General features: G+C 72.1%; 21 protein-coding genes. 10 read left to right on the top strand and 11 right to left on the bottom strand.

Features of this window, described 5'->3' with window-relative positions; genetic code table 11:
* Positions 1-46: 46 nt before the first annotated feature.
* Together GEV28_RS24875 and GEV28_RS24870 are read right to left on the bottom strand one after the other, a co-directional pair.
* Positions 47-448, bottom strand: a complete 402-nt coding sequence (locus GEV28_RS24875; RefSeq protein ID WP_291414634.1) for a cytochrome c oxidase subunit 4 — start codon at positions 446-448, stop codon at positions 47-49.
* Positions 449-481: 33 nt separating this feature from the next.
* Complete coding sequence (locus GEV28_RS24870) at positions 482-1,471, bottom strand: cytochrome c oxidase subunit II (protein ID WP_291414633.1); 990 nt, start codon at positions 1,469-1,471, stop codon at positions 482-484.
* Positions 1,472-1,592: 121 nt separating this feature from the next.
* On the opposite strand from GEV28_RS24870, the gene asnB reads away from it, so the two are divergent.
* Positions 1,593-3,518, top strand: coding sequence for an asparagine synthase (glutamine-hydrolyzing) (asnB, locus tag GEV28_RS24865; protein ID WP_291414632.1), 1,926 nt, complete (start codon positions 1,593-1,595; stop codon positions 3,516-3,518).
* Positions 3,519-3,886: 368 nt separating this feature from the next.
* Here the strand turns inward: asnB and GEV28_RS24860 are convergent, their stop codons facing one another.
* Both GEV28_RS24860 and GEV28_RS24855 read right to left on the bottom strand, forming a co-directional pair.
* Positions 3,887-4,717: a hypothetical protein gene (locus tag GEV28_RS24860; RefSeq protein ID WP_291414630.1), complete on the bottom strand. Its 831-nt coding sequence runs from the start codon at positions 4,715-4,717 to the stop codon at positions 3,887-3,889.
* A gap of 37 nt (positions 4,718-4,754) precedes the next feature.
* Positions 4,755-5,687, bottom strand: a complete 933-nt coding sequence (locus GEV28_RS24855; protein WP_291414647.1) for a carbohydrate kinase family protein — start codon at positions 5,685-5,687, stop codon at positions 4,755-4,757.
* 197 nt (positions 5,688-5,884) lie between these two features.
* On the opposite strand from GEV28_RS24855, the gene GEV28_RS24850 reads away from it, so the two are divergent.
* A complete protein-coding gene (locus tag GEV28_RS24850; RefSeq protein WP_291414629.1) occupies positions 5,885-6,055 on the top strand; it encodes a hypothetical protein in 171 nt (56 codons plus the stop codon).
* A gap of 72 nt (positions 6,056-6,127) precedes the next feature.
* On the opposite strand, the gene GEV28_RS24845 is transcribed toward GEV28_RS24850, so the two are convergent.
* Together GEV28_RS24845 and GEV28_RS24840 are read right to left on the bottom strand one after the other, a co-directional pair.
* The gene (locus tag GEV28_RS24845; RefSeq protein WP_291414627.1) at positions 6,128-6,490 is read right to left on the bottom strand and encodes an iron-sulfur cluster assembly accessory protein; all 363 of its coding nucleotides are present in this window, start codon (positions 6,488-6,490) and stop codon (positions 6,128-6,130) included.
* Between the two features lie 283 nt (positions 6,491-6,773).
* Positions 6,774-7,883, bottom strand: coding sequence for a glycerate kinase (locus GEV28_RS24840; RefSeq protein ID WP_291414626.1), 1,110 nt, complete (start codon positions 7,881-7,883; stop codon positions 6,774-6,776).
* Between the two features lie 38 nt (positions 7,884-7,921).
* Here GEV28_RS24840 and GEV28_RS24835 point away from each other — a divergent pair, with 38 nt between their 5' ends.
* The 3 genes from GEV28_RS24835 (at position 7,922) to GEV28_RS24825 (ending at position 10,439) form a co-directional block, all read left to right on the top strand.
* Positions 7,922-8,572, top strand: coding sequence for a DUF3043 domain-containing protein (locus GEV28_RS24835; protein WP_291414625.1), 651 nt, complete (start codon positions 7,922-7,924; stop codon positions 8,570-8,572).
* Positions 8,569-9,372 (top strand): SDR family oxidoreductase, encoded by an 804-nt coding sequence (locus GEV28_RS24830; protein WP_291414623.1) that lies wholly within the window; start codon positions 8,569-8,571, stop codon positions 9,370-9,372. Before GEV28_RS24835 ends, GEV28_RS24830 begins: the two co-directional genes overlap by 4 nt.
* 86 nt (positions 9,373-9,458) lie before the next feature.
* Positions 9,459-10,439, top strand: a complete 981-nt coding sequence (locus tag GEV28_RS24825) for an aldo/keto reductase family protein (RefSeq protein WP_291414621.1) — start codon at positions 9,459-9,461, stop codon at positions 10,437-10,439.
* Here the strand turns inward: GEV28_RS24825 and GEV28_RS24820 are convergent.
* A complete protein-coding gene (locus GEV28_RS24820) occupies positions 10,428-10,616 on the bottom strand; it encodes a hypothetical protein (protein WP_291414619.1) in 189 nt (62 codons plus the stop codon). The two genes, GEV28_RS24825 and GEV28_RS24820, sit on opposite strands and share 12 nt — an antisense overlap.
* Positions 10,617-10,641: 25 nt before the next feature.
* Here GEV28_RS24820 and GEV28_RS24815 point away from each other — a divergent pair, with 25 nt between their 5' ends.
* From GEV28_RS24815 to GEV28_RS24805, 3 genes are all read left to right on the top strand, one after another.
* On the top strand, positions 10,642-11,166 hold the full coding sequence (locus GEV28_RS24815) for a bifunctional adenosylcobinamide kinase/adenosylcobinamide-phosphate guanylyltransferase (RefSeq protein ID WP_291414618.1): 525 nt from the start codon (positions 10,642-10,644) through the stop codon (positions 11,164-11,166).
* Between the two features lie 26 nt (positions 11,167-11,192).
* Positions 11,193-12,284 (top strand): nicotinate-nucleotide--dimethylbenzimidazole phosphoribosyltransferase, encoded by a 1,092-nt coding sequence (cobT, locus tag GEV28_RS24810; protein ID WP_291414616.1) that lies wholly within the window; start codon positions 11,193-11,195, stop codon positions 12,282-12,284.
* Positions 12,285-12,345: 61 nt separating this feature from the next.
* On the top strand, positions 12,346-13,089 hold the full coding sequence (locus tag GEV28_RS24805) for an adenosylcobinamide-GDP ribazoletransferase (protein ID WP_291414615.1): 744 nt from the start codon (positions 12,346-12,348) through the stop codon (positions 13,087-13,089).
* Positions 13,090-13,256: 167 nt separating this feature from the next.
* Here GEV28_RS24805 and GEV28_RS24800 read toward each other — a convergent pair whose 3' ends face one another.
* Both GEV28_RS24800 and GEV28_RS24795 read right to left on the bottom strand, forming a co-directional pair.
* On the bottom strand, positions 13,257-14,351 hold the full coding sequence (locus GEV28_RS24800) for a branched-chain amino acid aminotransferase (protein ID WP_291414614.1): 1,095 nt from the start codon (positions 14,349-14,351) through the stop codon (positions 13,257-13,259).
* 68 nt (positions 14,352-14,419) lie between these two features.
* On the bottom strand, positions 14,420-15,370 hold the full coding sequence (locus GEV28_RS24795) for a hypothetical protein (protein ID WP_291414613.1): 951 nt from the start codon (positions 15,368-15,370) through the stop codon (positions 14,420-14,422).
* A gap of 99 nt (positions 15,371-15,469) precedes the next feature.
* Between GEV28_RS24795 and GEV28_RS24790 the strand changes: the two genes are divergently transcribed.
* Complete coding sequence (locus GEV28_RS24790; protein ID WP_291414612.1) at positions 15,470-16,957, top strand: leucyl aminopeptidase; 1,488 nt, start codon at positions 15,470-15,472, stop codon at positions 16,955-16,957.
* 321 nt (positions 16,958-17,278) lie between these two features.
* On the opposite strand, the gene GEV28_RS24785 is transcribed toward GEV28_RS24790, so the two are convergent.
* The gene (locus GEV28_RS24785) at positions 17,279-19,141 is read right to left on the bottom strand and encodes a hypothetical protein (protein ID WP_291414611.1); all 1,863 of its coding nucleotides are present in this window, start codon (positions 19,139-19,141) and stop codon (positions 17,279-17,281) included.
* A 31-nt stretch (positions 19,142-19,172) separates the two neighbouring features.
* Positions 19,173-19,520 (bottom strand): oxidoreductase, encoded by a 348-nt coding sequence (locus GEV28_RS24780; RefSeq protein ID WP_291414610.1) that lies wholly within the window; start codon positions 19,518-19,520, stop codon positions 19,173-19,175.
* 124 nt (positions 19,521-19,644) lie between these two features.
* On the opposite strand from GEV28_RS24780, the gene GEV28_RS24775 reads away from it, so the two are divergent.
* A partial coding sequence (locus tag GEV28_RS24775; protein WP_291414608.1) for an FAD-dependent oxidoreductase occupies positions 19,645-20,382 on the top strand: 738 nt, incomplete at its 3' end.

The following is a 20,382-nucleotide window of genomic DNA, read 5'->3' as shown; positions in this document are numbered from 1 at the left end:
GGAGGGGCGGGCCACGGGCCCACCCCTCCGCCAGGAACCAGAACGATCAGTCGGTCGCGTTGGGCCGCGTGTGGTACTCGAACACGAGCCCACCGACCGCGATCAGCACCAGCGCCAGCGCGATCACCAGCAGCCAGACCTGCCAGAACGCGAGCGCGAGCGCGGTCAAACCGGCCGACCCGGCGATCATCACCGGCCAGTACGAGCCGGCGCTGAAGAACCCGACCTCCCCCGCGCCGTCGGAGATCTCGGCTTCCGGGTTGTCCTCGGGACGCCGCTCCACGCGTCGCGCGACGAAGTGGAAGTAGGAGCCGATGATCAGCGACAGCCCGCCGGTGAGGATCAGGCCGACGAGCCCGACCGGCTCCTTGGCCCAGAACCCGTAGACGATCGCGGCCAGGAAGAAGAACGCGGTCGTCACGTCGAAGAGCCTGGCTTCGACCTTCATGCTGTCCTCACTCTCGAAAAACCGGCCGAACCGTCACTTGGACGACGTGCGGGTCGTCCGGTCGCTGTTGAACGGCGAGGTGGTGGTGGCCGTCGGGCTGCACAGGTCACCGCAGCTCGAGTCCTCCTCGCCCAGCCGGGCCAGCGCCTCGGCCGCCGTGTACGGCTGGCCGGTGTTCTCGTTGGCCGACCTGCGCAGGACCATGTACCGGTCGAACCGGTCCGGGTTCAGCGCCCGGACCTCGAAGTTCATCCCGGAGTGGTAGGTGCCGCACAGCTCGGCGCACCGGCCGACGAACGAGCCCTCGCGGTCGATCGAGTTCTGGAACGTGTCGTCCTGGTTGTTCTTCTCCGGGTACGGGAAGACGTCCCGCTTGAAGTTGAACTCCGGCACGAAGAACGAGTGGATCACGTCGCGGGCGCGCAGCGTGTAGTGGATCTGGCTCTGTGTGGGCAGGACGAGCAGCGGGATCTCCGTCGTGCTGCCGACGGTGGTGACGAGCGGACCCTCGGGCGTGCGCGGCGCGACCGTGGCGCCGGAGGTGTCCTTGTACGACTCGTACTCGAACTGCCAGTTCCACTGGAACGCCAGCACGTTCACGTTGACGTCGACGTCCTCGGGCGCATCCTCGGCCAGGACGTAGTTCTGCGTCGTGATCGTGAAGTAGAAGAGCACCACCACGATGATCGACGGGATGCCCGTGTAGACGAACTCGAGGAAGTGGTTGTACTGGAACTGCTTGGGCAGCGTGTCGCCGCGCTTGCGGTGCGCGACCACGGGCCACAGGATCAGGACCCACACGAGCACGCCCACGGCGAGCGAGGCGACGACCGACCAGCTCCAGAAGTCACGCATCCGGTCCGACTGCGGGGTCACGCCGTCCGGCCAGCCGAAGCGCAGCACGTCGCCCGCCGAGCAGCCCGACACGGTGAGGGAGACCAGGCCGACGAGTCCGGCCAGACCGGCCAACCGGGTAGCCGGTGTGCGCCTCTTGTTGCCCACTGCGCGCCCCTCCTCAGACATCCATGATCTAGGCCGGGAGCCTAGCCGAGCGAGCCAGGCCACACCGCGTAGGGGCGCCCGTGTCCGCAGCCGCCATACTTGGGCTTGACGAGCACTCGACGCGAGAGGTTGTGCCGGAGACGTGTGCGGTCTGCTTGGCCTGGTCTGCCCCACCGAAGCCGATGCCGGCGCGAGCCGGGACGCGGTCGCCCACGCGATGCGCTGCCAGCGGCATCGCGGTCCCGACGAGACCGGCACCTGGGCCGGCGACGAGGTGGTGTTCGGCTTCAACCGGCTGTCCATCATCGACGTCGACCACTCCCACCAGCCGCTGCACTGGAGCCCGGAAGGCGTGCAGGAGCGCTACACGCTGCTGTTCAACGGGGAGATCTACAACTACCTCGAGCTGCGCCAGGAGCTGATCGAGCAGCACGGCGCGACCATGCGCACGCACGGCGACGGCGAGGTCATCGTCGCGCTGTACCACTACCTCGGCCAGGCCGCGGTGTCGAAGCTGCGCGGCATGTTCTCGTTCCTCATCTGGGACTGGCGGCGCCGCGTCGTGTTCGGCGCGCGTGACCCGTTCGGCATCAAGCCGCTGTTCTACTCGGCCGGCCCCGGCGGAGTGGCGTTCTCGAGCGAGAAGAAGGCGCTCCTCGAGCTGGCGCCGCGGCTGCGGGTGCCCTCGACGCTGGACCGGACCGCGCTGCAGCACTACCTGACGCTGCAGTACGTGCCGGAGCCGGAGTCGATGCACCAGGAGATCCGGCGGATCGAGTCGGGCATGTCGTTCACCATCTCCCCCGGTGGGCGCCTGGTCACCGACCGGTACTTCTTCCACACGTTCCGGCCGACGCCGCTGCGCAAGGAGTCCCCGGAGCGGCTGTACACCGAGATCGCCGACGTCATGCGCGACTCGGTGGCCAAGCACATGCGCGCGGACGTGACGGTCGGCTCGTTCCTGTCCGGCGGTATCGACTCGACGGCCATCGCCGCGCTCGCCCGGGAGCACAACCCGAACCTGGTGACGTTCACCACGGGGTTCGAGCGCGAGGGCTACTCCGAGGTGGACGTGGCGGCGGAGTCCGCGGCCGCGATCGGCGTCAAGCACGTCGTCCGCACGGTCGGGCCCGAGGAGATGATGGAGGCGCTGCCGCTCATCGTCTGGTATCTCGACGACCCGGTCGCCGACCCGGCGCTGGTGCCGCTGTGGTTCATCGCGCGCGAGGCCCGCCGGCACGTGAAGGTCGTGCTGTCCGGTGAGGGCGCCGACGAGCTGTTCGGCGGCTACACGATCTACCGGGAGCCGCTTTCGCTGGCGGCGTTCGAGAAGGTGCCGGGGGCGCTGCGGCGGGCGATGGGCTCGCTGTCGACGAAGATCCCGGAGGGCACCCGCGGCAAGGACCTGCTGCGCCGCGGCGCGCTGGACCTCGAGCAGCGTTACTACGGCAACGCCCGCATCTTCCGCGACGACCAGCTGCGTTCGGTGCTGCGGACCTTCGACGACCGCGTCAGCCACATGGACATCACGGCGGGCCCGTACCGCGAGTCGCGGGGCTGGGACCCGGTGACCCGCATGCAGCACGTGGACCTGTTCACCTGGCTGCGCGGCGACATCCTGGTCAAGGCCGACAAGGTGACGATGGCGAACTCGCTGGAGCTGCGGGTGCCGTTCCTGGACACCGAGGTGTTCAAGGTGGCGGCGAAGATCCCGCTCGACCAGAAGATCACCAAGGAGACGACGAAGTACGCGCTGCGCCAGGCGCTGCGCGAGATCGTGCCCGGGCACGTGCTCAACCGCCGCAAGCTGGGCTTCCCGGTCCCGATCCGCCTGTGGCTGCGCGAGGAGATGTACGACTGGGCCCGCCAGATCGTCCTCAAGTCCCAGACGGACGAGGAGATCGACAAGAACGCGGTGCTGCGCCTGCTGGAGGAGCACCGGGCGGGCACGCTCGACCACAGCCGGCGGATCTGGGCGCTGCTCGTCTACATGCTCTGGCACGGCATCTTCATCGAGCACCGCATCCAGCCCCGGATCCCGGAACCGCACTACCCCGTCAAACTCTGACCCGCATCCCCCCACCCCACCCCTCCCCGGCCGAGCCACCCGTGGCGTAGCAGTGTCGCCCCGCCACGCCGCCATGTCGTCCCCTCACGTCGCCGAGTCGTCCCGTCACGTCGCCGAGTCGACCCGTCACGCCGCCATGTCGACCCGCCACGTCGCCGAGTCGTCCCGCGGCGTCGCCATGTCGCACCGCCACGCCACGCCGCCGTGTCGTCCCCCTCACGTCGTCGTGTCGTCCCGCCACATCGCCGTGCCGTCCCCTCACGTCGCCGGGTCGACCCGCCACGCCGCCGAGTCGACCCGCCACATCGCCGAGTCGACCCGTCACGACGCCACAACGGAGGCCAGCGGCGTCCTGCCAGGTGCCCCGCTCAGCTCCGCCGGAAGCGCCACGTCTTGCTGTCGAACGCCACGCAGACGCTCGGCGACAGCACGACCACCCGCAGCGTGCCGTCGCGCTCGTCGTAGTCGATGCCCTCGGCCTCGAACTCGCCACCGCACGCGCTCTCCAGCGGCAGCTGGCCCAGCGCGGTCACGGCGCCGGCCACGTCCGAGCCGCCGACCGGCGCGGCGAGGTCGACCTGCAGCAGCGGCTTCGTGGTGCCGAAGAGTGAGCCGTCGGGGTCGTCGGAGGAGCACAGCAACTGCGTCGCGGTGACGAAGTCGCAGCCCTGGATGTCCCGCACCGGCCGGTCGAGCCGAACCGCCGACGCGTACGGCAGGTTCGCCGCGGGGTCGGTGTGCGCGACGCCGGGCATGGGATGCACGAGCAGCCGGTCCGTCGTGCCCCACTCGCCGGCCAGCATCCACCGCCCGTCCGGCGAGACCGCGGCGAACGAGTTGTTCGACGCCTCCCACGGCTCCAGCGCGTGCGTGTACTCGGCCCACGAGCCGTCCGGCGCCTCGACCCGGAACAGCTTCGCCCCGCGGTCGTCGCGCTGGTACGGCTCGACGTAGTAGCCGTGCCCCGCTCCGGGGTCACCCACATGGTTCCAGCCGCGCGCGGCCACGTCCGGGGGCACCGTCGCGATGCCGGTGTACCGGACGAACGTACCGCCGGGCCGCTCGACCACGGCCAGGCCCTGGCTCTCGTCCAGCGGCCTGGCCACGTCCGAGCCGACCGGCTGCCAGGGTCCGGTCGAGGCCGACGCGACGCCGGCGAGCAGAACCACCAGGGCAGCAGCGAGAGCGAGTGCGCGCATGCACCCACAGTTAGCAGAAGGTCACCGGAAACGGTACCTACGGGAGGATGGGAGCGATCTCCTCGGCCGCTTCCGGACCGTAGGCGGCGCCGATGCGGGAGAGCGCCAGCGCCTTGTCGAACTCCCACTCCTGCGGGCCGACGGTCTCGAGCACCAGCACCGCGATGTAGGAACCGAGCTGTGCGGCGCGCTCCAGGCCGAGGCCCTTCTCGAGCCCGGACAGCAGCCCCGCGCGGAACGCGTCGCCGACGCCGGTGGGGTCGGCCTTCACAGTCTCCGGCACGGCGTTGACGTTGATCTCCGTGCCGTTCTTGTCGACGATCTCCACGCCCTTCTCGCCTAGCGTCGTGATGCGGGTGCCGACCCGGTCGAGCACCTCGCGCTCGGTCCAGCCGGTCTTGCGGCGCAGCAGCTCCCACTCGTAGTCGTTGCTGAACAGGTACTTCGCGCCGGCGATGAACGCCCGGATCTGCCCGCCGTCCATCCTGGCCAGCTGCTGCGACGGGTCGGCGGCGAAGTCGTAGCCGCGCTGCCGGCACTCGTCGGCGTGCCGCAGCATCGCCTCCGGGTCGTCCGGGCTGATCAGCACGAGGTCCAGCCCGCCGACCCTCTCGGCGACCGGGTGCAGCTCGATCTGCCGCGCCTCGGCCATGGCGCCTGCGTAGAACGACGCGATCTGGCACATGTCGTCGTCGGTGGTGCAGACGAACCGGGCGGTGTGCGCGGTCTCCGAGACGTGCACGCCCGAGCAGTCGACGCCGTGCCGCTCGAGCCAGGACCGGTAGTCGCCGAAGTCGGCGCCGACGGCGCCGACCAGCACCGGGGACGCGCCGAGTACAGCCATGCCGAACGCGATGTTGGCACCGATCCCGCCCCGGCGGACGACCAGGTCGTCGACGAGGAAGCTCAGCGAGACCCGGTGCAGCTGCTCGGCGACGAGCTGCTCGGCGAACCTGCCGGGAAAATGCATGAGGTGGTCGGTGGCGATGCTTCCGGAGACGGCGACGGGCACGAGGGCTTCCCCTGTCTGGTGGTCGTCAGTTGGAGTGAACGGAAGTCTCCAAGGTTAGTGGGCGCGGAACGCCGTGACCCATCAAGGGGACACGCCTCGACACTACCGGCCGGTAAGGGTGCGCGGTGAAGCCCGCGCGACTTACGTTCGACCACGTGCACATCACCGATCGCGCCACGCTGGCCGAACTGATCGCGGACTGCGCCGCCATCCCGGTCCCGTCCCGGCCCGCCGACCAGCCGCATTCCCCGCCCCACGCGGCCGAGCCGTGGCAGGTCGACGACGCCTGCTACGACCAGGTGAGCGGCCTGGAGGACTACCTCTGAGCCACCGCTTCGGGAACAGAACGAGAGCGGGCCGCGACCCTACGAGGTCGCGGCCCGCTCTCTGTGCGCTGATCAGTGGAACGAGTCGCCACACGCGCAGGAACCACCGGCGTTGGGGTTGTCGATGGTGAAGCCCTGCTTCTCGATCGTGTCGACGAAGTCGATGGTGGCGCCCTGGACGTACGGCGCGCTCATCCGGTCCACGGCGACCTTGAGGCCACCGAAGTCACGGAACAGGTCACCGTCGAGCGTGCGCTCGTCGAAGAACAGCTGGTAGCGCAGGCCGGCACAGCCACCCGGCTGGACGGCGATGCGAAGGTGCATGTCGTCCCGACCTTCCTGGTCGAGCAGGGCCTTGGCCTTGATGGCGGCGGCGTCCGACAACGACACACCGTGGGTGGCCGTCTCGGTGGTGCTCTCCTGAGCGGTCGTCATGGTTCTCCCTCGACCTTCGGACTCCAACTACCTGTGGACAACCGGGATCGTCCGCGTTTTCTTCCTCCATGGTCGCATACGTCGCGCGGGCCGAGGTGTTACCGCCGCCACTGCCCCACCGAATCCCTAGTGTCGCGTGACCCTGAAACCTTTACGCCGCTGCGGCCAACGCGGCCCCTGGCCGCGTTGGAGAAAAGCCCAAGTACACCCAGTACGAGCGACTTTCCTCCGCCAGGAACCACGTTGATCCACAGCGGACGCAAAGGAACAGGATCACGCGACACTAGCGCGTCCACTGGCTCGACACGTGCTTGGCCAGCGCGGACAGCGTCCCGCCGGGGTCGGCGAGCGACGCCTCCGCGGACCCGACGTGCTCGGCCACCGAGTAGGCGTGGTCGACCCCGGCCGCGGCGGCCCGCCTGCGACCGACGCTGACCTGGCCGGCGAGCACGACGCACGGGGTGCCACGCTCGGCCGCCGCGCCGGCGACCCTGGTCACGAGCTTGCCGCGCAGCGACTGGAAGTCGAAGCTGCCCTCGCCGGTGATCACCAGCTGGGCGTCGGCCAGGGCGCTGTCGAGCCCGGTGAGCCTGCGCACGACACCTGCCCCGGACTCGACGCTGGCACCCAACGCGATGAGCGCCGCGCCGAGCCCGCCCGCGGCACCGGCGCCCTGCACGTCGCGGATGTCGCGGCCGGCGACCCCGGCGAGCAGGTCGGCCCAGCGGGTGAGCGAGCGCTCCAGGCGGCGCACGGCCAGGTCGTCGGCACCCTTCTGCGGGCCGAACACGCGGGCCGCGCCGAGCTTGCCGAGGAGCGGGTTCTCCACGTCGGAGGCCGCCACGAGCGTGACGTCGCCGAGGTCGACACCGCCGACCAGCCGGGTGGCGTCGACCAGGGACCCGCCACCCACCGGCAGCGGCTCGCCGTCCTCGCCGACCGGTACCGCGCCCAGCGCGCGGAACATGCCGGCGCCGCCGTCGGTGGTGGCCGACCCGCCGAGACCGACGACGATCGTGTGGACCTTGGCCTCGACGGCGTGCGCGATCAGCTCGCCCACGCCGGCGGTGCCGGCGGCGAGCGCGTCCCGCTCGCCGTTCGGCACCAGGGTGAGGCCGCAGGCCTGGGCGCATTCGATGTAAGCGGTGCCGTCGTGTTCGAGCCACACGGCATCCACCGGGGCCCCGAGCGGACCGGCCACCGAGCGGTGCCGCAGGTCGCCGCCGAGGGCGGCGTGCAGCACGTCGACGAAGCCCGGCCCACCGTCGGCCAGCGGACAGAGGGCGAGCTCGTCGTCCGGCGCACCGCCGCGCCATCCAGCGGCGATGGCCTCGGCGGCCTCCGGCGCGGTCAACGTCCCACCGAAGCAGTCAGGAGCGATCAGGACCCGCATGGTCAAAGAGTAGTTGGGCCTCCCTTACTCTTTGCTCTGTGAGGTTCCTTCGCCGCAAAGACGCAGAGTCCGCCGACGCCGAGACCGATGCCGGCGAGGACGCCGCGGGCGAGGACGCCAGAAGCAAGGCACACACCCCCGGCAAGGGCCGGCCGACGCCCAAGCGGCGCGACGCCGAGCAGAAGAAGCGCGGGCCGGTGGCGCCGCCGCCGCGCACCACCCGGGAGGCCATGCGCCGGGCGCGCGGCAACAAGGGGGATCGCAAGGAACTCTCCGCCAAGCGCCGCGAGATCCGCACCAAGCAGCGCGAACGGATGATGGCGGGCGACGAGAAGTACCTGATGCCGCGTGACCGCGGGCCGGTCAAGGCCTACATCCGCGACCTCGTCGACTCGCGGCGCAACCTGCTCGGCCTGTTCATGCCGCTGGCGATCCTGATCTTCGTCGCGCTGCTCGTGCCGGACCCGCGGGTGCAGAGCCTGACCACTCTGCTGTGCCTGCTGATGCTGGTCGCGATGATCTTCGAAGGCTTGCTGTCCGGGCGTCGGATCACCCGGATGGTGCGGGAGAGGTTCCCGAAGGAGCCGGTGCGCGGGCTGTCGATCGGCTGGTACGCGTTCATCCGGGCGTCGCAGATCCGCAAGCTGCGGGTGCCGAAGCCACGGGTGCGCGCGGGCGACAAGGTATGACCGACCTGCGCCGCGACCCGCTGCCACTGCGTGGCCGGGTCGCGCTGGTCACGGGCGCGAGCAGGAGGGCGGGTATCGGCTACGCGGTCGCCCGGCGCCTCGCCGCGTACGGCGCCAGCGTGTTCGTGCACCATTTCGGCCCGCACGACGCCGCGCAGCCGTGGGGCGCGGATCCCGGCGGGCCTTCCGCCGTCGTCGACGGGGTGACCGCGGCACTGGCGTCCCCCGACGCGTCCGTGCGCCACATGTCCGCCGACCTTGGCACACCGGACGGGCCGGCCCGGGTGGTCGACGCCGCCCTGGCGGCCTTCGGGCGGCTGGACGTGCTGGTGTGCAACCAGGCCCGCAGCGGCGGTGACGGCCCGCTGGCGGAGCTGGACGCCGCGAAGCTCGACGGGCACTGGGCGGTGAACGCGCGGGCGTCGATCCTGCTGGCCAGCTCGTTGGCCGCGCTCGGCGGGCCGGGCCGGGTCATCTTCCTGACGTCGGGCCAGGACCAGGGCCCGATGCGTGATGAGGTGGCGTACGCGGCGAGCAAGGGTGCGCTCTCCTCGATCACCGCGACGCTCGCCGACGAGCTGGCCGAGGCCGGCATCACCGTGAACACGGTCAACCCCGGTCCGGTCGACACGGGCTACGCCCCGCCGGACGCGCATGCCGCCGTGGCCGCCCGGTTCCCCGGCGGCAGGTGGGGCGAGCCGGACGATCCGGCACGGCTGATCGCCTGGCTGGCCACGGACGAGGCCGCCTGGGTCACCGGCCAGGTGATCAACACCGAGGGCGGCTTCCGACGCTCGTGATCGCGAGTTGTCCACAACCGGTCGAGTTGTCCACAGGTCGGACGTCGGCGGCGGACCTGGAGCAGCTCCACCGATAGGTTTGTCGTATGGAGTTTCGTCGTCTCGGCCGCAGCGGCCTGTCCGTCAGTGAGATCTCGTACGGCAACTGGATCACCCACGGTTCCCAGGTGGAGGAGGAGCAGGCGCACGCGTGCGTGCGGGCCGCCCTCGACTCCGGCATCACCACCTTCGACACCGCTGACGTGTACGCGAACACGCGCGCGGAGTCGGTGTTGGGGCGGGCCCTCGCCGGGCAGCGTCGGGAGAGCCTCGAGATCCTCACCAAGGTCTTCTGGCCCACCGGTCCCGGCGGCCCCAACGACCGGGGCCTCGGCCGCAAGCACATCATCGAGTCGGCCAACGCGTCGCTGAAGCGGCTCCAGACCGACTACGTCGACGTCTACCAGGCGCACCGCTTCGACGAGTCGGTCCCGCTGGAGGAGACGTTCCTTGCGTTCGCCGACCTCGTGCGGGCAGGCAAGGTGCTCTACATCGGCGTCTCGGAGTGGAAGGCCGACCAGATCCGCCGGGGCGCCGAGCTCGCCCGCGAGCTCCACGTGCCGTTCATCTCCAACCAGCCGCAGTACTCGATGCTGTGGCGGGTCATCGAGGCCGAGGTCGTGCCCGCCAGCGAGCGCGAGGGCATCAGCCAGATCGTGTTCTCGCCCATCGCGCAGGGCGTGCTCACCGGCAAGTACCTGCCCGGCCGGCCGGTGCCGGAGGGCTCGCGGGCCACCGACGAGTCGGGCAAGAACTTCATCGCGCGGCTCCTGCGCGACGAGCTTCTCGAGAAGGTCCAGCAGCTCAAACCGATCGCCGACGACCTGGGGCTGTCCATGGCCCAGCTGGCGGTCGCGTGGGTGCTGCAGAACCAGAACGTCGCCTCGGCGATCATCGGCGCCACCCGCCCCGAGCAGGTCACCGGCAACGCCAAGGCCGCCGGCGTCCGCCTCGACGCCGACGTCCTCGACCGCATCGACAAGGCCCTCGACGGCGCCGTCAAGACCGACCCGACGTTAGGAGGCTGAGCCCGGCGGGTGCAGGCTCATCGGGCCGTACACCACCTCGTCGCCGCGCACGAGCGTCACCTCGTCCACACCCTGAGCCGCCAGCTCCGGCCAGGCCGACCCGAGCCACTCCTCGGCCTCGGCCCGATCGGCGAAGCGGTCCTCGGGACTGCCCGGGTAGCTCCAGCGATAGTCCACAGTGGCACAAGATAACGTGCCCGACGTGGCAACCCTGGTGCTCGGCGGCGCGCGGTCCGGCAAGTCCGCACACGCCGAGGGGCTGCTGGCCGCCACCGCCGCCATCTACGTGGCGACCGCGCGGCGCGACCCGGCCGACCCCGAGTGGACGGCCCGGATCGCGGCGCACGTCGAGCGGCGCCCGCCCGCGTGGCGGACGGTGGAGGTGGCCGACCCGGCCCAGCTCGGGCCGTTCCTCGAGCAGGCGACCGGTCCGGTGGTCGTGGACGACATCGCCACCTGGCTCACCGCGCTGCTCGACGACGCGAACGCGTGGGAGGGCGGGGCGCTCGACCCGGTGCGGGATGCGTGCGACCGGCTGGCCGAGTCGGTCGGCGCGTGCCAGGGCGAGCTCGTGCTGGTGTCCTCGGAGGTCGGCCTCGGCGTGGTGCCCGCGACCCGTTCTGGCAGGCTCTTCCGCGATCAGCTGGGTGCGCTCAACGCGGCACTCGCCGACCGGTGCACGGACGTCGTGCTGCTGGTGGCCGGCATCCCGCTGCGACTGCGCTGACCGTGCGCCGACTGAAGGGGAGCCGGATGACCGAGCCGGTCGAGTTCGAGACCGTCAGCCCGCCGGACGAGCCGGCCCGCCAGGCCGCGCTGGCCCGGCACGAGCAGCTCACCAAGCCCCCGGGCTCGCTCGGGCGGCTCGAGGAGCTCGGCACGTGGCTCGCCGCGTGCCAGGGCCAGTGCCCGCCGAACCCGTTGCGGCGGCCCAGGATCGTCGTGTTCGCCGGCGACCACGGGGTGGCCGCGCGCGGGGTGTCCGCCTACCCGAGCGAGGTCACCGCGCAGATGGTGGCCAACTTCGTCGCGGGCGGCGCGGCCATCAACGTGCTCGCGGCCGCCGTCGGCGCCGAGGTGCGGGTGGTCGACATGGCGGTCGACGCCAACACCCCGGACGAGGTCGCCGAGCTCAAGGTGCGCCGCGCGTCCGGCTCGATCGACCGCGAGGACGCACTCACCGACGACGAGGTCAACGCCGCCATCGCCGCCGGGAAGTCCATTGTGGACGATGAGGTGGACTCGGGCGCGGACCTGCTGGTGGCCGGGGACATGGGCATCGGCAACACCACCGCGGCCGCCGTCCTGATCGCCGCGCTCACCGGCACCGAGCCCGTCGCCGTCGTGGGCCGTGGCACCGGCATCGACGACGCCGCCTGGATGCGCAAGACCGCCGCCATCCGCGACGCCCTGCGCCGGGCCAAGCCGGTGACCGCCGACCCGGTGGCCCTGCTGCGCACGGTCGCGGGCGCCGACATCGCCGCGATGGCCGGTTTCCTCGCCCAGGCAGCGGTCCGCCGCACCCCCGTGGTCCTCGACGGCGTGATCGCCGGCGCGGCGGCCCTCGTCGCCGAGGAGATGGCCCCCGGTGCCCGCGCCTGGTGGGTGGCCGGCCACCGGTCGACGGAGCCTGCGCACACGCTGGTGCTGGAGCAACTGGACCTGGAGCCGCTGCTGGACATGAAGATGCGGCTGGGCGAGGGCAGCGGCGCGGCGGCCGCGATCCCCTTGCTGACGATGTCCGTCCGCATCCTGTCGGACATGGCCACCTTCGCCGAGGCGGGCATCACCGGCCCCGCGGGCGACGACCCCGAAGAACCCGGCATAGACCCCGACGCCACCTGACCGGGCGGCATCGGATGAGCACAGCCCGACAACCCCCGCCGGCCCGCCGGGGTGGTGCCTGATGGGCGCGGCCCTGCGGCTCGCGTTGTCCTGGCTGACCGTGCTGCCGGCCGGGCACGTCGCGGTGGACCGGGAGGTCGGGGGGCGGGCGATCGCGCTGGCACCGGTCATCGGGGTGGTGCTCGGGTTGCCCGCGGCCGGGCTCGCGTCGCTCCTGCGTCTCACCGACATGCCGGGGCTGCTCGCCGGGCTCCTCACCGTCGGGTTGCTGGCGCTCGCCACCCGCGGCATGCACCTCGACGGGCTCGCCGACACCGCGGACGGGCTCGGCTGCTACGGCCCACCCGAGCGGGCGCTCGCGGTGATGCGGGACGGCGGCGTCGGGCCGTTCGGGGTCGTGACGCTGGTCGTCGTCCTCGGCGCGCAGGCCTCGGCGTTCGGGGCGCTGGCCGGCCACCGGTGGTGGGCGATCGTGCTGGCGGTGGTGGCCGGGCGGGTCGCGTTCGCGGCGTGCTGCCTGCGGGGCGTTCCGGCCGCGCGGCCGGAGGGGCTCGGCGCCCTGGTCGCCGGCACCCAACACGTCGCGGTGCCGGCCGCCTGGCTCGCCGGGCTCCTGATGGTGAGCGTGTTCGTGGACCGGGACGCCGTCTGGCTCGGGCCGGTGGCCGTCATCGTCGCCGCCGTCGCGGTCGTCGGGTCCGTCGCGCACGTGCGGCGGCGGCTGGGTGGCGTCACCGGCGACGTCCTGGGCGCGACATGCGAGGTGGCCACCACGATCGTGGCGGCCACCTGCACGTTCGGCTAGTGTCGCGTGATCCTGTTCCTTTGCGTCCGCTGTGGATCCACGTGGTTCCTGGCAAGGCGGAGGAAAGCCGCTCGTACCGGGTTGTACTTGGGCTTTTCTCCAACGCGGCCAGGGGCCGCGGGGGCCGCAGCGGCGTCAAGGTTTCAGGGTCACGCGACACTAGGAGTTCAGGACAGCGGAACCATCCAGCCCCGCGGGTCGGGTGCGGTGCCGCGCTGGATCGCGGTGAGCGCGGACCGCAGGCGCATCGTCACCTCGCCGGTGGCGCCACCGCTGACGGTGTACTCGCCCTCGGCATGCTTCACCGAACCGACGGGCGTGATCACGGCGGCCGTCCCGCACGCGAAGACCTCGGTCAGCTCACCAGACTCGGCCTTCTTCTCCCACTCCTCGGTGGAGATCCGCCGTTCCTCCACGCCGTAGCCGAGCGAGGACGCCAGCGAGAGCAGCGAGTCCCGGGTGACGCCGGCGAGCAGCGAGCCGGACAGCTCCGGGGTGACCACCCGAGCCTCCGCGCCGGAGCCGAAGACGAAGAACAGGTTCATCCCGCCCATCTCCTCGACCCAGCGGCGCTCGACCGCGTCCAACCACACGACCTGGTCGCAGCCCTTCTCCGCGGCCTGCGCCTGCGCCACCAGCGACGCCGCGTAGTTGCCGGCGAACTTGGCCGCGCCGGTGCCGCCGGGCGCGGCGCGCACGTACTCGTGCGACAGCCACACGCTCACCGGCTTGATGCCGCTGGCGAAGTACGAACCGGCCGGCGACGCGATCAGCACGTACAGGTACTCCGACGCGGGCCGCACACCGAGGCCGGCCTCGGTGGAGATCATGAACGGGCGCAGGTAGAGCGACTCCTCGTCCTCCTCCGGCACCCATCGGCCGTCGACCGCGAGGAGCTCGCGCAGCGAGCCGAGGAACAGCTCGTCGGGCAGCTCGGGCATCGCCATGCGGCGCGCCGAGCGGCGGAACCGCTCCGCGTTCGCCTCGGGCCGGAAGCTCGCGATGGTGCCGCTCGGCTGCCGGTAGGCCTTGAGGCCCTCGAAGATCGCCTGTCCGTAGTGCAGCACCATGGCTGCCGGGTCGAGCGTGATGGATCGGTACGGCTCGACCTTCGCGTCGTGCCAGCCCTGCGTCCGGTGGTAGCGAACCGTCACCATGTGGTCGGTGAAGTGCTGTCCGAACCCAGGATTGGCCAATACCTCCGCGATCCGCTCCGGGGTCGCCGGCGACGGATGGGGGTCCCTGGTGAATATGGACGTCATGTGAGCACGGTAGCTGCCGTCCGGCCCGCTGAGAACTCGGCGATCGGACAATCTGTCGTCCGACGATCTCACTCCCGGACATAGCGGTGACGGACAGCGATGCACCTGAACGCCGCGTCACCCAGCAGCAGTACGGCGGCCGCCGCGAGTGCGGTGTCCGGCGGTACCAGCAGGCTGCCGATCGCGGTCGCCGCACCGGCCGCGGCGACGAGCCGCACTTCGAGGATGCCCGATACGCGCAGCCCACGCAGTACCCCCAGAAGAGTGAACCCACACGCGACCGCGACACCGATGGTCAGCAACGGCTCCAGCGCGCTCGCATCGGCCGCGGCGAGCATGTCGACCAGCGGGGCGGGCGACAACGCGAGCCGAGGCGCACCGACCTGGTACAGCGCGGCCGCGGCGACCGCGAGACACCCGACCGCCACGACGGCGAACACCACGACAGTGCCCCGCCGGTCGCGGCCGGTGGGGGCGGTGCCGAAAAAGGTGCCGAAGAAGCAGACCGACAGCAGGCCCGCGGCCGCGAGCACGCCCGGCACGCTCCCACCCTCCGGCGCGGCCACCGCCGGGGCCACCGGCGCGATCGCGAAGCACGCCGCCACCACCAGCGCCAGGCAGGCCAGCACCACGGCCGCCGCGACGCGGATCACCGCGGGCGGCAGGCTCACCAGCGCCGCCGCGCACACCACGAGCACGAGACCCAACGCGCCGAGCACGGGCTGGGCAGGGGTGGCGTAACGGCCGAACGTGCCGGCGATCGCGACCGCGGCCGCCAGCCGGCCCAGCGCGAAGAGCACGAACCCGGTGCGGCGCAGCGGAAGCGGCGCCGTATCGAGTGGACGTTCCGATGTGGACAAAGCGGCCGGCCAGCCGATCACCGCGGCGAGCACCAGCGCGGCCGGCAGCCACGGACCCGCGAGCGCGGCCGCCGGCGCCAGCCCGAGGAACAGCCCCGCGCCGAAGCTCGACGCGACCCCGCGAGCGACGAAGTCCACCCTCCGCACCTGTTCGGACACGGACCAACGGTGTCAGACCACATCGGGGCCACCTGACGGTGGGCACCGTTGCGCCAAGTAGTTAGCATGCGTCAGCAAACCGACGACAGGAGCAGAGCGTTGAGCGCGCCCAAGCTGTCCCTCACCACCACCGCGGCCACCGATGCCGCCGTGGACGCGGTGATCATCGGCACCGTGCAGGACGGCGAGCACGTGGCGCTGGCTCCGGGCGGCGAGCAGGTGGACGCCGGTTTCGACGGCACGCTCGCCGGCGTGCTGGCCACGCTCGGCGCCTCCGGGAAGCCCGACGAGGTCGTCAAGGTCCCGACGATGGGCCGGCTCCGGGCCGGCGTCGTGGTCGCCGTTGGGCTCGGCAAGGCCGACGACCTCGACGCCAACCAGGTGCGCCGCGCCTCCGGTGTCGCGGCCCGCGCGCTCGCGGGCACCCGCCGCGCGGTGTCCACGCTGTCCACTGTGGACCTCCAGGCCGCGGTCGAGGGCACCGTGCTGGGTGCGTACGCCTTCACCGAGTACCGCTCCGAGCCCGGCGACGCCCCGCTGGAGCGGCTCGACCTGGTGAGCCCGGCCGACGGCACCGCCAAGGAACATCGCGCGACGCTCAAGGCGTCGACCGCGATCGCCGAGGCGGTCACCACCGCCCGCGACCTCGCGAACACCCCGCCCAACGACCTCTTCCCCGCCTCGTTCGCCGACCGGGCCGCCGCGTTGGGCAGATCCGCCGGGCTCGAGGTCGAGGTGCTGGACGAGAAGGCGTTGCGCAAGGGCGGCTTCGGCGGCGTGCTCGGGGTCGGCATGGGGTCGAGCCGGCCGCCGCGCGTGGTCCGGCTCTCCTACCGCGGGCCCAAGGCTCGCAAGAAGGTCGCGCTGGTCGGCAAGGGCATCACGTTCGACACCGGCGGCATCTCGATCAAGCCGGCGGCGAACATGGAGGAGATGACCTCCGACATGTCCGGCGCGGCGGCGGTCATCGCGTCGGTCGTGCTCGCGGCCAAGCTGAAGTACCCGCTGGAGATCACCGCGACCGTGCCGATGGCGGAGAACATGCCGTCTGGCGCGGCCTACCGGCCGGGTGACGTGCTGACCATGTACGGCGGCAAGACCGTCGAGGTGCTCAACACCGACGCCGAGGGCCGGCTGATCCTCGCCGACGCGATCGTGCGAGCCTGCGAGGACGACCCGGACTACCTGGTGGAGACCGCCACGCTCACCGGCGCGCAGATCGTGTCGCTGGGCAGGCGCACCGCGGGGGTCATGGGCTCCGACGACTTCCGCGACCGGGTGGCCGCGATCGCGAACGCGACCGGCGAGGGCGGCTGGCCGATGCCGCTGCCCGAGGAGCTGCGCGGGGACCTGGAGTCCAAGCTCGCCGACCTGGCGAACGTGACCGGGCACCGGTGGGGCGGGATGCTCGCCGCGGGCCTGTTCCTGCGCGAGTTCGTGCCGGACGGCCTGCCGTGGGCGCACATCGACGTGGCGGGACCGGCGTTCAACAACGGCGCGCCGTACGGCTACACCGGAAAGGGCGGGACGGGCGTACCGGTCCGCACGATCGCCGCGGTGCTGGCCGACATCGCCGAGAACGGCTGACGGAACCGCCGGCGTTTCACGCCTCCGGCCCCCGGATTCCAGCCTGGCGGCCGGCACCGACGGTCCGGGGCGGCCGAGCGGACCTGTGGACAAGTGCGCCGTGCGAAAGGGCCGTTCGCACGGCGCCCGGGGGACCCCCGACTTCGACGCTACCCGGCGGCACCGACGGTTTCGGGCCGCGGCGGGTGGGGCCTGTGGACAACTTCGCGACCCCCGGTTTCGACGCTGTCCCAGGGCACCGACGGTTTTCGGTGCGCGGCAGGTCAGCGCGCGGAGCAGGCAGGCGGGGCAGGAGCAGGCGGGCGGGGTCGGCGGGCAGGGTCAGCGGACCGTCCACGTGGGCCAGCGTTCCATGTCCTCGCCGGACAGCTTGTCGTCGGCCGGTAGGGCGCCGTACGTCACGCCCGTCACCACCGCGTCCGCGTCGACCTCGTAGACGAAGCACGCGTACACCGGGCGCTCCGCGGTGCCTGGGCCGGTGAACGGCGGGCAGTTCGGCATCGTGTCGTAGCCGGAGACCGGGCGGCTCAACGCGCCCCGGTCGTCCCGCAGGTAGACCTGGTTCGCCGGGCCCAACGCCGCTCGCACCACGACGAAGCGGCTCCCCGCGGCTGGCCGCCGGTCGGCCAGGTAGCCGGACGGGGTGAGGACCAGGTCGAAGCCCGCGCGCATGGTCTCGCCCGCCACCTCCACCTCCACCGGCGGCGCGCCCAGCTTGCCGACCACCCGGGCGGTGGTCGGCTTCGCGCCGTTGACCGCGGGCACCGAGACCGGGAAGCGGATCGGCGCCTGGGCACCGGCCTCCGAGCCGAAGGTCCCGAACACGACGGCACTCACCGGCGTCCGCTCGGGCACCGGCATCGTCACGCACACGGTGAACGGATCGCCCGGCGGCACCGACCCCGCGGCGGGCGTCGCCCCGCCGGACCCGCACGGCACCACCCCGTCGCCGACCGTGCGGAGCAGCAGGCCCCGGTCGTCGAGCGCGGCGACGTAACGGGAGAACTCGCCCTTCCACGCCGGCCCGTTGACGTTGCTCCCCGACAGCAGCACGGTCAGCCAGCGGTACCCCGCCGGCGCCTCGCCGAGCGGCCCGGACCGCTCGGCCCGCACCTCGTCGACCCGCACCTCGAGCGTCGTGCCGGACGTGTGCTTCCAACGGATCAGGTTGTCGAGCCGGCCCGCGGTGAACGCCGGCTGCCCCGCGCCGACCATCTCCCGCCCCTCGACGACCGGCGGCATCGCCCCGGACGAGCCGGACGAGTCGGGGGCGGGCTCGTCGACCAGCGCGCCCGCGGCGGGCGCCGGACTCCCCGCCATCTGCAGGCCCGGCCCCCAGCCCAGCACCAGCATCGCGCCCACCGCCGCCACGATCACCAGCCCGGCCGCGGTGACGAGCGCCCGGCGCAGCACCGGTCGCCCGGCGGACGGGGCAGTGGGCACGGGAACGGGCACCTCGTCGATGAGCCGCAACGCGCCCCTGGCCACAGCGGTCGCCGGCTCCGGGGCGACCCGCACCGGCGCCCCGGTCTCGGCAACCCGCCTGGCCAGCTTGGATACGTCGGCGGACCCGCCCACCACCAGCACCCGGTCCGCCCGCGCGGCCGCGACGACCTTCCGCACGTCCGAGTCCGCCGCCAGCTCCGAGTGCGACACCACCTCGAGCCCGGCCGAGGACCGGCGCACCGCGGCCGCCGTGCCGGTGTCCCCGTCGAGGACCGCGACCAGCACCGTCCGCTCCGGCTCGATGTCGGCATCGGCCGCGGCGGCGAGCGGCTCGGGCGCTGTGCGAACCGACGGCGCGAACCCGGCCGCGGCGCGGGTCAGCACCTCGACGCGCGCGGAGTCCCAGCCGACCGGATGGGTCAGCACCAGCTCGTCGAGCGGGCCGACGGATCGCAACACCCGTACGAACAGCGCCCGGACCAGCGCCGGGATCGGGAGCACGACGCCGCCGACCAGCACCTCCCGCTCGCCGACCCGGGCCTTCAGGTCGCTCACCAGCCGGTCGGGCCGCTCGATGCTCCGGCGCACCGCCTCCCGGCCGACCACGACCTGGTCCTCGGCGCTCAGCAGGACGGCGGTCGGCTCACCCGCGACGACCCGCGGCGCCCGGCCGGGCGCGCGCAGCACGACCACCGTCTCGGTGGTGCCGAAGTCGACGACCGCGGTGACCCCGCTCACGCAACGCCCCTTGCTGAAGTTGTTGCCGGCGCTAGTGTCCCCGCTCGCGCTTCTGTCTCGCCTGATACTCCCGCATGCGCTTCGGGTAGCCAACCCGCTCCACCTCGTAAAGGGGCATCTTGCGCTTCCGCGCGAAGTCCGCGGCCGCCTCGGGACTCGCGATCCGCCGACGGGTCCACTCACCGTCGTGCGCCACCAGCAGGACCGTGGTCTGGGTGACGTGGGTGCGCGGCTCGACGTAGGCCTCCACGCCCTGCCTGCTCGAGGCCCAGTCATCGAGATGCGTCGTGTCCTGCTTGCTGGACCCGCGCACCTGCCCCTGACCGCCCTTGCGCTTCTTACGCAACGAGTCGAAAACACCCACGGCGGCTACCTCCATACGGAAAGTCGTCCTTCTCATTGTGCCAATACGGCCACCTCGCAAGCCTGCCGCAGGTAGTGACAAGATGATGTGTGGTGGCTGTGTAACCGCGCGCCCGCCTGCCGCACGTCGAGGAGAACCCGTGACTGACACCTCCGCTGACCTCGTGATCCTGGGTGGCGGATCGGGCGGCTACGCCTGCGCGTTCCGAGCGGCCGGACTCGGCCTGTCGGTGATCCTGGTGGAGAAGGACAAGCTGGGCGGCACGTGCCTGCACCGCGGCTGCATCCCCACCAAGGCGCTGCTGCACGCGGCGGAGGTCGCGGACCTCGCGCGCGAGGGCGACCAGTTCGGCGTGAAGTCCTCGCTCGAGGGCATCGACATCGCGGGCGTCAACTCCTACAAGGACGGCGTGGTCGGCGGCCTGTACAAGGGCCTGCAAGGACTCGCCAAGGCCAACAAGGTCACCGTCGTCGAGGGCACCGGTACGTTCGTCGCGCCCGACGCGGTCGAGGTGGGCGGCGAGCGGTACACCGGCGCCAACGTCGTGCTGGCCACCGGCTCGTTCGCGCGCACCCTCCCCGGCCTGGACATCGGCGGCCGGATCATCACCAGCGACCAGGCCGTGCACCTGGACTACATCCCGCAGAGCGTCGTGGTGCTCGGCGGCGGCGTGATCGGCGTCGAGTTCGCGAGCGTCTGGGCGTCGTTCGGCGCCGACGTCACCATCGTCGAGGCGCTCCCCCGGCTCGTGCCGCTCGAGGACGAGTGGGCCTCCAAGCAGCTGGAACGGGCGTTCCGCAAGCGTGGCATCAAATACCAGACCGGGGTCAGGTTCACCGGCGCCACCCAGACCGACACCAACGTCACCGTCTCGCTG

The organism is Actinophytocola sp., from assembly GCF_009379765.1.
GTDB lineage: Bacteria > Actinomycetota > Actinomycetes > Mycobacteriales > Pseudonocardiaceae > Actinophytocola.
This window is presented reverse-complemented; position numbering and strand designations above follow the sequence as displayed.

Excerpts from the sequence above, each read along its gene's own strand:
- cobT (WP_291414616.1), top strand. The coding sequence starts at position 11,193 with ATGACCGAGCCGGTCGAGTTCGAGACCGTCAGCCCGCCGGACGAGCCG.
- GEV28_RS24840 (WP_291414626.1), bottom strand. The coding sequence starts at position 7,883 with ATGCGGGTCCTGATCGCTCCTGACTGCTTCGGTGGGACGTTGACCGCG.
- GEV28_RS24805 (WP_291414615.1), top strand. The coding sequence starts at position 12,346 with ATGGGCGCGGCCCTGCGGCTCGCGTTGTCCTGGCTGACCGTGCTGCCG.
- GEV28_RS24845 (WP_291414627.1), bottom strand. The coding sequence starts at position 6,490 with ATGACGACCGCTCAGGAGAGCACCACCGAGACGGCCACCCACGGTGTG.
- GEV28_RS24830 (WP_291414623.1), top strand. The coding sequence starts at position 8,569 with ATGACCGACCTGCGCCGCGACCCGCTGCCACTGCGTGGCCGGGTCGCG.
- GEV28_RS24860 (WP_291414630.1), bottom strand. The coding sequence starts at position 4,717 with ATGCGCGCACTCGCTCTCGCTGCTGCCCTGGTGGTTCTGCTCGCCGGC.
- GEV28_RS24875 (WP_291414634.1), bottom strand. The coding sequence starts at position 448 with ATGAAGGTCGAAGCCAGGCTCTTCGACGTGACGACCGCGTTCTTCTTC.
- GEV28_RS24855 (WP_291414647.1), bottom strand. The coding sequence starts at position 5,687 with ATGCATTTTCCCGGCAGGTTCGCCGAGCAGCTCGTCGCCGAGCAGCTG.
- GEV28_RS24825 (WP_291414621.1), top strand. The coding sequence starts at position 9,459 with ATGGAGTTTCGTCGTCTCGGCCGCAGCGGCCTGTCCGTCAGTGAGATC.
- GEV28_RS24870 (WP_291414633.1), bottom strand. The coding sequence starts at position 1,471 with ATGTCTGAGGAGGGGCGCGCAGTGGGCAACAAGAGGCGCACACCGGCT.
- GEV28_RS24780 (WP_291414610.1), bottom strand. The coding sequence starts at position 19,520 with ATGGAGGTAGCCGCCGTGGGTGTTTTCGACTCGTTGCGTAAGAAGCGC.
- GEV28_RS24800 (WP_291414614.1), bottom strand. The coding sequence starts at position 14,351 with ATGACGTCCATATTCACCAGGGACCCCCATCCGTCGCCGGCGACCCCG.